The 13037-nt window shown below is 70.9% G+C and carries 6 protein-coding genes; 2 read left to right on the top strand and 4 right to left on the bottom strand.

Annotation, left to right across the window (positions count from 1 at the left end; translation table 11 throughout):
* Positions 1 to 153 precede the first annotated feature (153 nt).
* Together ABZT18_RS04245 and ABZT18_RS04250 are read left to right on the top strand one after the other, a co-directional pair.
* Positions 154 to 5910 carry a hypothetical protein gene (locus ABZT18_RS04245; RefSeq protein ID WP_354992339.1) on the top strand — a complete coding sequence of 1919 codons (5757 nt, stop codon included), beginning with the start codon at positions 154 to 156 and terminating at the stop codon, positions 5908 to 5910.
* The gene (locus tag ABZT18_RS04250; RefSeq protein ID WP_354992340.1) at positions 5907 to 6635 is read left to right on the top strand and encodes a hypothetical protein; all 729 of its coding nucleotides are present in this window, start codon (positions 5907 to 5909) and stop codon (positions 6633 to 6635) included. The genes ABZT18_RS04245 and ABZT18_RS04250 overlap by 4 nt, the downstream gene beginning before the upstream one ends.
* A 108-nt stretch (positions 6636 to 6743) precedes the next feature.
* Here the strand turns inward: ABZT18_RS04250 and ABZT18_RS04255 are convergent, their stop codons facing one another.
* From ABZT18_RS04255 to ABZT18_RS04270, 4 genes are all read right to left on the bottom strand, one after another.
* Entirely contained in the window at positions 6744 to 7052 is a 309-nt protein-coding gene (locus tag ABZT18_RS04255) for a YbaB/EbfC family nucleoid-associated protein (protein WP_354992341.1), read from the bottom strand.
* A gap of 11 nt (positions 7053 to 7063) precedes the next feature.
* Complete coding sequence (locus tag ABZT18_RS04260) at positions 7064 to 7378, bottom strand: WXG100 family type VII secretion target (protein ID WP_354992342.1); 315 nt, start codon at positions 7376 to 7378, stop codon at positions 7064 to 7066.
* A 27-nt stretch (positions 7379 to 7405) separates the two neighbouring features.
* Entirely contained in the window at positions 7406 to 7726 is a 321-nt protein-coding gene (locus ABZT18_RS04265) for a WXG100 family type VII secretion target (RefSeq protein WP_354992343.1), read from the bottom strand.
* Between the two features lie 113 nt (positions 7727 to 7839).
* The gene (locus ABZT18_RS04270) at positions 7840 to 12945 is read right to left on the bottom strand and encodes a hypothetical protein (RefSeq protein ID WP_355250404.1); all 5106 of its coding nucleotides are present in this window, start codon (positions 12943 to 12945) and stop codon (positions 7840 to 7842) included.
* Positions 12946 to 13037: the final 92 nt, after the last annotated feature.

The raw sequence follows: 13037 nt of genomic DNA on the forward strand, positions 1-13037 counted from the left end.
GAAACCGCCACCACCGCCACACACCCGACCCCCCAGCAACTACGCGACCAACACGTCAAGGTCTTCGACACACCCCGCGACACCACCGCCGGCCCAGCCCGCCAGCAGGACCTCGCGGGGCCCACGCCGCGGCCGGGTGAGGTGGACACGCCGGTGGCCGGGCATTCCGACCGGTCGGCCGCGACGCGCGTCGACTCGCGCCTGCTGGACGCGTCGGCTCCACCCGCACCGGCGCGGGCGGACGCGGGATTTGCCCGGATCGAGCACGGCGCCGTGCCGCTGCGGCCGGACCCGGCGGCCACCCGGGCCGATGCTCCGGTGCCTACGGCCACGCCCCGGGCCAGCACCCCGACCCCCGGGCGTCAACTGCTGCAGACCGGCCCCGACGGGCGTACCGATCTTGTGCGGGTTTCGGCGGAGCCGGTGTTCGCGGGTGAGGGGCGACGGCTCGGCGGCGATGCGCACCCGGTGCAGGGCACCGGCCGCTCGCCCGCGGACCCGGCCCCCCAGCGACCCGCCACCGGCCCGGACACGTCGTTCTCCTACACCGAGCTGCGCGCCGACGGCACGATGGGCCCGACCACGCTGCGCCCGGGCGAGAACGTCCTGCACTCGCAGCCGTTGAGCGGCAAGTCGCAGGAGCGGATCCTCAGCTACTCCGCCGACGGCAGGTCGTGGGACGTCAACCCGGTCGCACCGGCGGCTCGTCCAGCCGAGGCTGCCCGACCCACGCAGATGCTCCGGCAGAACCCGGACGGCACCGTGGACCTTTTGACGTTCCAGAAGCCGCCGGCGCTCGCGTCGGGGCCGCCGGTGAAGCCGCGGCCCGGCGAGTCGAGCTTCCACGACCTGGACGGGCCGGGGGTGCGCCACGGCTGGCAGTCGCGCCCGATCAGCCCGGGTGAGAGATTCACGGCCGAGCAGGTCAGCAAGCCTCAGTCGATCGGGCAAAGGCTCGACGGCAAGGAGCTGTTCTTCCAGCGTGAGCCCACGTCGCTGCTGGTCAAGGACCAAGCGACCCACCAGTGGACGCCGTTGGGGAGGACCGAGGGCGTGGCGGCGCCGCCGAAGGGCTGGGGCCGGGCCCCCGACGCCCCGCCCGTCACGGTTGCCAAGCCGGCCGACAACCCGTCGTTCAACAGGGAGGGCACCGGCCAGGGCACGCCGCCGGACAGCGCCCACTACCGCTGGAACGAGGCGAACGGCACGGCAGAGCCGGTGAAAGTGCCGACCACGTCACTCGAAGTGGCCGAGATCGGCACGCAGACCCGGTCGGTGGCCATCGACCGGTGGACGGCCACCGGCGGCAAGGGCGGCGGCAGCGGGATCGACTCGCTGCGCATGCTGCCGGACGGCACTCTCGTGCCGGCGAACCCTCGAGCAATCACCTCCGACCAGATCAGATTCGACCCCAAGTCCGGCGCGATCACCATGGACGGTGCCCGGCCCACCGGTGGTCACTCGTTCGGCGGGGGCGGCGGTGCTCCGGGTTCGGGGGGCGGCGGTGCTCCGGGTTCGAGGGGTGGCGGCCTGTCCAACCGCGGCCCGTCGCACGGATCGGCGACGCAGACGGACGACGGCGCGCTGACCTTCGTCAAGCCGCCCAGCACCGCGGAGAGCAGCGCCGCCGCGATGGCGCGGGATGCCCGCACCCACGCCGGCGCGCCGGGCGAGCGGCCCGATCCGGGCCGCACGCTGGGCAGTGGCAAGCCCGCGACGGGTCCCGGTGCCGGGATCGGCGGTCCGGCGGAGGCGGCGGCCGCCCGCACCATCACCAGGGGCGATGACGGTCAGGTCGTGCTCGGCACCCCCGACGAGGCGCCGCGCAACGTGCTTCGCAAGCCGCGGCCCGAACAGACGCCCGGCACCGAGGTGCGGACTCCCGACCCGACGCCCGGCGGGCACGCGGCAGGAACCACGCCGGCTGCCCCGGCGCACGACACGGCCCCCGCCACGCCGGTGGACGCCGTGGCGACACCGCGGGTAGTGGCGAAACCGACGGCACCGCCGGTCGTCGTGGACCCGACGCCGCCGCAGGCGGCACCGGCACCGGCCGTACCGATGCGCGCGCCGCTTGCCCATGAGGCGCTCTACGTCGCCGCGATGCCCGAGGGCCTCTCGATGACCGTGCAGGGCAACGTCGTGCACCTCCACGCCGGGATGGGGCCCACCCGGCTGGTGCTACGCCCCGGCCCGGACCTGACCGTCGTCGTCGACGGCTCGGTGACCAGCATTGCGGTCATCCGGGCGGCGCTGGCCGAGCTGCACCCGTCGCAGCCCGTGTCAACCGTCGAGTTCGTCGGCACCCGCCAGCCGATCACGCCGGAACGCGCACAGCAGATCGCGGACCGGCTACTCACCGGCCTACCCGGCAACCCGCAGATCAGCCTGCTCGCGTCCGCCCTCACCGACGCCCCGGCCGGGGCACCAGCCGCGACGTCGTACCGGTTCGACGCCGGCAACGACGCATCGACGAACCCGACCCCAGGCCACGACCTCCCGGTTGCCCCGACCCCCGGCACGCCGGCCGAAGCAGTGGCCAAACCGGAGGCACCGCCGGTCGTGGTGGCCCCGACGCCGCCGCCGGCACCGGCCGTACCGATGCGCGCGCCGCTTGCCCATGAGGCGCCCTACGTCAACGCGATGCCCGACGGCCTCTCGATGACCGTGCAGGGCAACGTCGTGCACCTCCACGCCGGGATGGCGCCCACCCGGCTGGTGCTACGCCCCGGCCCGGACCTGACCATCGTCGTCGACGGCTCGGTGACCAGCATTGCGGTCATCCGGGCAGCACTGACCGAGCTGCACCCGTCGCAGCCCGTGTCAACCGTCGAGTTCGTCGGCACCCGCCAGCCGATCACGCCGGAACGCGCACAACAGATCGCGGACCGGCTACTCACCGGCCTACCCGGCAACCCGCAGATCAGCCTGCTCGCGTCCGCCCTCACCGACGCCCCGGCCGGGGCACCAGCCGCGACGTCGTACCGATTCGGCACCAGCAACGGCGCTTCGACGAACCCGACCTCAGGCCATGACCTCCGGCTGCACACCGACGCCGGCCAGCTCACCGAGGCCGCGGTGGCCGAGCAGGAGCTGCACGCCGCCGGGCTCGACGTGGACAGCCGGTTCCACGCCGCCGTCCGGCAATGGCGGGACGCGCATCCGGAGCAGGCCGACCGCTTCGACGAGGTGCTGCCAGCCGTACGCGCCACGTTCGACGCCCACACCGCGCGGTCCTGGCGGCAACTGTGGGAGACCGGCGGTGTCGGTCGCGGCTGGGCGACCGAGGTGGATCGGGCCGCGCGCGAGCTGCCCGCATTGCTGGACGCGGCTGTCGCCCGGCCTGCCCCGGTCGAGGCCGAGGCCGGCACAACGGTCGACGAGTCCGTCGCCGAGCTCGCGGACGACATCTTCCGCAGCGCGGTCAGCACCCTTGAGTACAACGACGTGCCCGCCGGTCACCTGGCGACGATGCAGGCCGCCTTCCGCACGAGTATGCAGGCGACCCAGGCCCGGCTGGGCGGCGACGACTGGGACGAGTACGCGGCCCAGCAATGGACGGACCTGCGCGCTGACCTGGTCGCCGCAGGCCTGGCGGTAGCCGCTGCCCAGGACGCCGCGCGGGCTTTCCACAGCTTCCTCGGCGACCGGGCCGGCCGGCCCGGTGCGCTCGACGCCACGATGTCGACGCACGCCGTACGGCTGCTCGGTGCGCAGTTCGCCCGCGAGCACCTCGCCGCGCACGACAGGCATTTCGTCGGACTGGAGGCGTTGCAGCAACAGGCGTTCGACGACGCCCTGGCCGAGCTGCGCGACCCGTACACCGAGATCTCCACGCTGAACCAGGCCGCGCGGACGCAGCAGTGGACGGCGCGGCAGTACGCGCTGCGGACTGACTACGCCGCCCGGATCGGCACCGCGCGGCTCGTCGAGCAGCTCCGGCCCGATCTCGTCGGCGACTTCGGCGACGCGGTGACCGACGCGGCCGCCCGGACCGAACGGAGCCCGCAGGTCGCGTCGCTCGACGGGCGGCCCGCGGAGGTGGCCGACCGGTTCCGGGCGGAATTCATCGCCGCCGGGAGCCACCTGTTCGACCAGGTGTGGGCCCCGGTGGTCGCTGCGGGCACCCGCGGCGACGACCCGGCATTCCAGGCGGCCGAGCACGAGTGGCAGGTGCGCTACGAGCAGCTGCTGACCGCCGTACGCGGCACCGCGTTCCTCTATCTGCAGGCGCACCGCCACGAGGCGGCCGTGCAGGGCGCCGTGCTCGAGGCGCGCGACGCGGACCGGGATGTGCCGGAGTCGGCCGTGCAGGCCTTCTACGACGACGCCCAGGCCAGGCTGCGCACGGCTTTCGACGAGTCGGCGGATCCGGCGGGAGTGGAGCAGTGGGAGACGCTGGCCGCCACCGTCAAGGCCAGCATCCCCGGGTACTTCACCGAGGAGGCGCTGCGCCGGCACGTCTACGCGAAGACACCCGCCGAGGGCGACGGCACCATGCCGCTGCTGGAGGCGACGCCGACGGCGTACGAGAGCGCCGCGCGCCCGGTCGTCGACCAGGCCCGTGCGCACATCCACGCGGCCCTGCACCGGCCCGACCGGGACACCGACGACGCCACCCGGCAACGGATCACCCGCCAACTCGACACCCGCATCCGAGAGGCCACCACCGCCGCGCAGGCCCGGGCCGAACGTGGTGGCAACACCCCGGCGGTGGTGGCCGCCGCGGTGGACGGGCTGCAGGGCACGCTCACCGACCTGGTGCGCTGGGTGCCCGTCCTGCTGCTGCACCACGCCCTGCTCGGCGAGCAGGTGCGCGCCGCCGGTTCCGCCTTCGACGGCCTGTCCACCATCGACCTGCCGGCGCCGGTCAGCGAGGCGCTGGGCCGGTCGTTCACGCTGGACCGCCTGACCGCGTACGACGAGCTGTTCCGCGGCCAGGCGGTGGCGACCACCGGGCTGCACGAGCTCGCGGAGACCGTCCAGCTGGCCACGCCCGCCCAGCACCTGACCGACGGGGCGCTGCGCACGGCTCTGTTCGACCCGGCCGCTGCCCTGCCTGGCAACCCGGTCGCGCTCACCGAGCGGCCCACCGACCCGGCGATCGTCCGGCGCACCACGCCGGTCGACGCACACGGGTCGCCCACGCTGCAGCAGTGGGCGGTGCGGTGGCACGTACGCCCGGAGGGGTCCGTGCCGCCCGCGCCGTTCGGTCTGCGGCGGTCGCCGGACGGGACGTACGCTCTGCCCGACGGCTGGGTGATCGAGGACCTGCCGTGGTACGCCTGGGCGCGCCCTGCGCAGGTGAGCGACGAGGCACTGGCCACCCGGATCCGCGCCGGCGAGTTCGCCAGAGACATCCGTATCATCGTCGGTGAGCCCGGGGTGGCCGTGCCGACCGCCGTCACCACGGCCGGGCTGGACCTGCTCGGCCGGATGCCCCAGGTGCCGGGCGAACCGGTCCCGGTGCGCTGGCTCAGCGACTCCGAGCCGATCGGTCCGGCGCCCGATACGCGGACGGCGGCGGACGAGGCGGCCGACACCCTGGCCGCGACAGGGCACGCTGAGATCCGCGACGCCTTCCTCACCGAGACCGACCCGGTCCGCCGGAACGGGCTGCTCGCCGGGCTGATCGGCGAGGGCGACGCGGTGCTGAGCGCCCTGCCCGCACTGCACACCGGCCTTCCGGTCGTGACAGCCTCAGACGCGGCGATGGCGCGGTTGCTGGGATACGTCCACGGCGCCACCCGGGGTGAGCCCCTGCCGGTCGACAAGGTGCACGCCGCGGCCATGGGTCTGCACCCCGAGACTAAGACGACGCTGATGGACGGTCTGCGCCTGCTGGCCGTCGCCAATCCGGGACGGCAGCCGGTGCTGCACGCCCTCGGCGCGTTGATCCTGGATTGTTGAGCGGGCGAGAGAAACCGACATGGGACCGGCTCGATGCGCGGGCGAACACCACGGTCACCGTGCTCGGCCCGGAGACCCTCGGACCCGTCACCGACGTGGCGGCGCTGCGGGCTCTGGCCGCCCGGGTGGACCTGCCGGTGTTCGGCCCCGGCCCGGTGGACGGCCGGCACGTGCTCCAGCGGGTCACGGCGGGACCGGCGGCCGGGCACCTGATCCTGCCGGCCGCCGTAGCAGCCGGTCGGCCCAGCGATCCCCTCGGTGCTGGAGCGCCCGCAGGTGGAGACCTGTTGGCGCAATTGGCCAACGGCGGGGAGGAGAGCACGCTGGGCGCCGCGTTCAAGGCGTTGGTCCCGGACCTGGTCAACCAGCTGGAACCGGAACTTCACGCGCACTACGACATGGTCGTGGAGAACCTGGGGCTCCTGCCGCCAGCACCCAGGCATGGCGTGCCGACTGGATGGCGGGCAAGCAGGGCAGCCGGATCGGCGCCGCTCACTCCGAGCGCGGGTCCGCGGGCGCGAGCGCCAGGCCCGGCGCGGTTCCGCGGGCGCGAGCGCCAGGCCCGGCGCGGGGTCGGCGCGCGGGCCGTCCGGCAGGCCACCGGGTGGGTACGCCTCGGTCAGCAGCCGGTCGTCCGTGTCCCAGGTAAGGCCGGTGCCCGGAGACTGCGGCCGCCGCCCCGGCCGCGTCCCCGTCCGACAGGGCATGCGGGCTTAAGCGAGTAACTCGTCAGGCACGCCGCCGGCGGCACGCAGCAGCAGTCGGTGCGGCAACGCCTCCGACGGTGCGGCGACTCACGTCGGCATGGCGTCGGCTTCCTCTTGTTTACCCGACTACTGCTGGAGTGACTGGAAGATCTCGTTGAGCGAGCCCATCCGGCGCTCGGTCACCTCGCGCAACTGTGCGCCGGCGTCCTGCAGGGCCGCGAGCATCAGCTCCTCCAACTCCTCCGGGTCGGTGTCGGCGAACAGGTGCGGATCCAGGCGTACGCCGGTGAAGGTGCCAGCCGCGGTCATCGAGACCCGTACCGCACCGTTGGCGGCCGTGCCGGTGACCTCGGTGGCCGACAGCCGATCGCGCATGGCGGCCACCTGGTCCTGCATCGCCTGCGCCTGCTCCATCATTCGGTCCAAGTCCGACATGGGGTCCTCCCTCAGCGCTGTGACCAGGTACGCACGTTGGCCCATTCGCCCTCGGCGTAGTTGTTCCACGACAGGTTCATCGCCGAGGCGATCCTGCCGAGCACACCGGTCTCGCCGAACAGGCCGTTGGCAGCAATGTTCCACTCCTGCTGCAGACCTTGGTAGTAGGACTGCGCCGGACCCTGCCACGTGTCCTCCAGGGGCGCCAGCTTGCTGATCAACGCCGCGAGCTGCCCTTCGATTTCGGCGGCTTTGGCGTTGAGCGTCTGCCCGGCCATCTCCAGCTCTGCCGGGACGCGCAGGTTGCTGGTGGTGGGATCTGGCATGGATCTCTCCTGTCTCGGGGCGGAGGGCTAGAGGTTCGCGCCGGGGATGTCCTGGTTGACGGCGACAAGGCTGTTGATGTTGGCCTGTTCGGCATCGACGTAGTTGTGGAAGTTGCCGCGCAGGCCACTGCCGATGTCGGTCAGCGCGTTGTGCAGCATCCGGCCGAACACGTCGAAGTCGTGCATGAGGATGTCGAACTGCCCGGCCGCAACGCCGTGCCAGATCGACTGCAGCTGCACCACCATCGACCGCAGGTTGGCCAGTTCACCGTCGATATCCGTCGCGGTCCCGTCACAGCTGGCCGCGGCATCCATGATCATTTCCGGTGTTACGAGAATGTGGTCCATCGCACCTTCTTTCTTCCGCTGCCGTCGACAGCTGTTCTGCCTTCATCAGGATGGTGGTGCCTGCGCGGACAGCGCGAGTGACCTCTTTGCGGGACACCGCGACAGTCCCCGGTTCAGCGCTGCCGGGTCTCGGCGGTCATGCTCTTGAGGTTCGCGCCCTCGGCCCCGACGTAGTTGTTGTACGACTTCTGCATCGCCGTGAGGGCGTCATCGAGCAAGCTCTCGGTGTCGGTGGTGAGCTTCTTCAGGTCGGTGGTGAGGGCCTCGTACTTGTCCCCCGCCGGGCTGTTCCACGATTCGCAGATCGACTGCAGGTGGATCGCCATGGCCTTGAGGCTGCCTTCGATCGAGTCGCGCTGCTTACGCACCCTGTCGATCGACTCCCCGAGCAGCGGGATCTGCACGGCGTACTCGTAGCGCTTGCCGTCCACGATGACGGCGACCGGGTTGCCCTTGCCGTCGGTGACCACCCCGTTCTTGGGGTCGTTCATGATGGTGGTGAGCCCGTCGGCCCCGTACGAGATGGTGACGGTCTTGCCGTCCTTGCTCCCGTGCGTCGGGCGGCCCTGACCGTCGAACGCGTCGTATATCCACCCGTCGGCCTGCATCAGTACGACATCCCCGTCGGGGTTGCGGTTGACGACTGTGCCGTCCTGGTACGTCCACACACTCGAGCCGTCGCCGGAGTACTTGATGTCGACGGCGTTGTTCTTGCCGTCCTCGCTGCCGTGCGTGGGCCGTCCCTGTCCGTCGAACCTGTCGAACGTCCACCCGCCGGCCTGCATCCCCGTCACGGTTCCCGCCGGGTCCCGCCGGATCGTCGTGCCGTCACCGTACTTCCACGTGCTCGACCCGTCCGGGGCGTACGTGATGGTGATCTGCTGGGCCGGCTGCCCGTTCGTGCTCGGCGCGGTGCCGTGCGTGGGGTTGCCCATCGCGTCGAACTGGTCGAAGGTCGTGCCGTCCTTCAGCACCTGCCGGGTGGTGTCGCCCTCGGCGTTGCGGTAGACCTTGGTGCCGTCACCCTGGTAGCTCCAGATGCTCGACCCGTCGGCGCCGTAGGTGATGTCGACCTGCTGCGCCGGCTCGCCGTCCTGGCCGGGAATTGTCCCGTGGGTGGGCCTGCCGTCGCCGTTGAACCGGTCGAAGACGCTGCCGTCCTTCAGCTCCTGCCGGGTCACCGTCCCGTCCTCGGCACGGAAGACCTTCGAGCCGTCGCCCTGGTAGCTCCAGACACTCGACCCGTCACCGTTGTAGACAACGTCGACCTGCTGCGCCGGCTCGCCGTCCTGGCCGGGAAGCGTCCCATGGGTGGGCCTGCCGTCACCGTTGAACCGGTCGAAGACGCTGCCGTCCTTCAGCTCCTGCCGGGTCACCGTCCCGTCCTCGGCACGGAAGACCTTCGAGCCGTCGCCCTGGTAACTCCAGACACTCGACCCGTCGGCGCCGTAGGTGATGTCGACCTGCTGCGCCGGCTCGCCGTCCTGACCAGGAACCGTCCCATGGGTGGGCCTGCCGTCGCCGTTGAACCGGTCGAAGACGCTGCCCTCGGAGGTGGTCTGCCGAACCACTGCGCCGTCAGGGTTCCGGTCGACCTTGGTGCCGTCGGCGTAGGCCCAGGTGCTGCTGCCGTCGGTGCCGTAGGTGATGTCCACGCTCTGCGCCGGCTGCCCGTTCTGGCCGGGCACGGTGCCGTGCGTCGGCTTGCCATCGGCGGTGAACCGATCGAACTCGGCACCCTGAGCGGTGACCTCGCGTGTGATGTCACCGGCCGCGTTACGGTCAACCTTCGTGCCGTCGGCGTAAGTCCAGGTGCTGCTGCCATCACCGCCGTAGGTGATGTCCACCGCCTGCGCGGGCTGCCCATTCGCCCCCGGCACGGTGCCGTGCGTCGGCTTGCCATCAGCGGTGAACTGGTCGAACGACGCCCCATCCTTGGTCGTCTCACGCGTGATGTCACCGGCCGCGTTACGGTCAACCCTCGTGCCATCGGCGTAAGTCCAGGTGCTGCTGCCATCACCGCCGTAGGTGATGTCCACCGCCTGTGCCGGCTGGCCATCCGCTCCCGGCACGGTGCCGTGCGTCGGCTTACCATCAGCGGTGAACCGATCGAACGACGCCCCATCAGACGTGGTCTCATGCGTGATGTCACCAGCGGCGTTGCGGTCAACCCTGGTGCCGTCGGCATAGGTCCAGGTGCTGCTGCCGTCACCGCCGTAAGCGATGTCCACGCTCTGCGCCGGCTGCCCATCCGCCCCGGGCACCGTGCCATGCGTCGGCTTGCCATCAGGGGTGAAACGGTCGAACGACGCCCCGTCAGACGTGGTCTCATGCGTGATGTCACCGGCCGCGCTGCGGTCAACCTTCGTGCCGTCGGCATAGGTCCAGGTGCTGCTGCCGTCACCGCCGTAAGCGATGTCCACGCTCTGCGCCGGCTGCCCGTCCGCCCCCGGCACCGTGCCATGCGTCGGCCTACCGTCGGCCGTGAACTGGTCGAAGGACGCCCCGTCAGACGTCACCTCACGCGTGATGTCACCGGCGGCGTTGCGGTCGACCTTCGTGCCGTCGGCATACGACCACGTACTCGACCCATCGCCGCCGTACGCAATGTCCACGCTCTGGGCCGCCCCGCCGTCCGCCCCCGGCACGGTGCCGTGCGTCGGCTTGCCATCAGCGGTGAAACGGTCGAACGACGCCCCGTCAGACGTGGTCTCACGCGTGATGTCACCGGCCGCGTTGCGGTCAACCCTCGTGCCGTCGGCGTAAGTCCAGGTGCTACTGCCGTCACCGCCGTAAGCGATGTCCACGGCCTGCGCCGGCTGCCCATCCGCCCCGGGCACCGTGCCATGCGTCGGCTTGCCATCAGGAGTGAAACGGTCGAACGACGCCCCGTCAGACGTGGTCTCACGCGTGATACCACCAGCAGCATCCCGATCAACCTTCGTGCCATCGGCATACGACCACGTACTCGACCCATCACCGCCGTACGCAATGTCCACGCTCTGGGCAGGCTGCCCGTCCGCCCCCGGCACCGTGCCATGCGTCGGCTTGCCATCAGCCGTGAAACGGTCGAACGACGCCCCGTCAGACGTGGTCTCACGCGTGATGTCACCGGCCGCGTTGCGGTCAACCTTCGTGCCATCGGCATACGACCACGTACTCGACCCGTCACCGCCGTAGGTGATGTCCACGGCCTGGGCAGGCTGCCCATCCGCCCCCGGCACCGTGCCATGCGTCGGCCTGCCATCAGCCGTGAAACGGTCGAACGACGCCCCATCAGACGTCACCTCACGCGTGAGGTCACCGGCGGCGTTGCGGTCGACCTTCGTGCCGTCGGCATACGACCACGTACTCGACCCGTCACCGCCGTAGGTGATGTCCACGGCCTGGGCAGGCTGCCCATCTGCCCCCGGCACCGTGCCATGCGTCGGCTTGCCATCGGCCGTGAAACGGTCGAACGACGCGCCGTCAGACGTCACCTCACGGGTGAGGTCACCGGCCGCGTTGCGGTCAACCCTCGTGCCGTCGGCATAGGTCCAGGTGCTACTGCCGTCACCGCCGTAAGCGATGTCCACGGCCTGCGCCGGCTGCCCATCCGCGCCGGGCACCGTGCCATGCGTCGGCCTGCCATCACCGGTGAACCGATCGAACGACGCCCCATCAGACGTCACCTCACGGGTGAGGTCACCAGCAGCGTTGCGCTCAACCCTCGTGCCATCGGCATACGACCACGTACTCGACCCATCGCCGCCGTACGCAATGTCCACGCTCTGGGCCGCCCCGCCGTCCGCCCCCGGCACGGTGCCGTGCGTCGGCTTGCCATCGGCCGTGAAACGGTCGAACGACGCCCCGTCAGACGTGGTCTCACGCGTGAGGTCACCGGCCGCGTTGCGGTCAACCCTCGTGCCGTCGGCATAGGTCCAGGTGCTACTGCCGTCACCGCCGTAAGCGATGTCCACGCTCTGGGCAGGCTGCCCATCTGCCCCCGGCACCGTGCCATGCGTCGGCCTGCCATCGGCCGTGAAACGGTCGAACGACGCCCCGTCAGACGTGGTCTCACGCGTGATGTCACCGGCGGCGTTGCGGTCAACCCTCGTGCCGTCGGCATAGGTCCAGGTGCTACTGCCGTCACCGCCGTAAGCGATGTCCACGGCCTGGGCAGGCTGCCCATCCGCCCCCGGCACCGTGCCATGCGTCGGCCTGCCATCGGCCGTGAAACGGTCGAACGACGCCCCATCAGACGTCACCTCACGGGTGAGGTCACCGGCCGCGTTCCGCTCAACCCTCGTGCCATCGGCATACGACCACGTACTCGACCCATCGCCGCCGTAGGCGATGTCCACGCTCTGGGCCGCCCCGCCGTCCGCCCCCGGCACGGTGCCGTGCGTCGGCTTGCCATCAGCGGTGAAACGGTCGAACGACGCCCCATCAGACGTCACCTCACGGGTGAGGTCACCAGCGGCGTTCCGCTCAACCCTCGTGCCATCAGCGTAGGTCCAGCTGCTACTACCATCACCGCCGTAAGTAATGTCCACGCTCTGCGCCGGCTGACCATCCGCCCCCGGCACACTGCCATGCGTCGGCCGACCATCAGCCGTGAACCGATCAAACGACGCCCCATCAGACGTAGCCTCACGCGTGATGCCACCAGCAGCATCCCGATCGACCTTCGTGCCGTCGGCGTAGGCCCAACTGCTACTGCCATCACCGCCATAGGTGATGTCCACGCTCTGCGCCGGCTGCCCATCGGCCCCCGGCACCGTGCCATGCGTCGGCTTGCCCTCAGGCGTGAAACGGTCGAACGACGCCCCATCAGAGGTCGTCTCATGCGTGATGTCACCAGCGGCGTTGCGGTCAACCTTCGTGCCATCGGCATAGGTCCACGTACTCGACCCGTCACCGCTGTAGGTGATGTTCACCGCCTGCGGCGGCTGCCCGTCCACGCCGGGCAACGTGCCATGCGTCGGCTTGCCATCGGCCGTGAACCGATCGAACGACGCCCCATCAGAGGTCGCCTCACGCGTGATGCCACCAGCAGCATCCCGGTCAACCTTCGTGCCATCGGCGTAGGCCCAACTGCTACTGCCGTCACCGCCATAGGTGATGTCCACGCTCTGCGCCGGCTGCCCATCGGCCCCCGGCACCGTGCCATGCGTCGGCCGACCATCGGCGGTGAACCGGTCGAACGACGCCCCATCAGACGTGCTCTGGTGACTCAACGCACCCGACGATTCTCGCGACACCTTCGTGCCATCGGCATACGACCACGTACTCGACCCATCACCGCCATACGCAATCGACACATCCTGCG

It is taken from the genome of Micromonospora sp. NPDC005291, from assembly GCF_040607415.1.
GTDB lineage: Bacteria > Actinomycetota > Actinomycetes > Mycobacteriales > Micromonosporaceae > Micromonospora.

Excerpts from the sequence above, each read along its gene's own strand:
- ABZT18_RS04255 (WP_354992341.1), bottom strand. The coding sequence starts at position 7,052 with ATGTCGGACTTGGACCGAATGATGGAGCAGGCGCAGGCGATGCAGGAC.
- ABZT18_RS04260 (WP_354992342.1), bottom strand. The coding sequence starts at position 7,378 with ATGCCAGATCCCACCACCAGCAACCTGCGCGTCCCGGCAGAGCTGGAG.
- ABZT18_RS04265 (WP_354992343.1), bottom strand. The coding sequence starts at position 7,726 with ATGGACCACATTCTCGTAACACCGGAAATGATCATGGATGCCGCGGCC.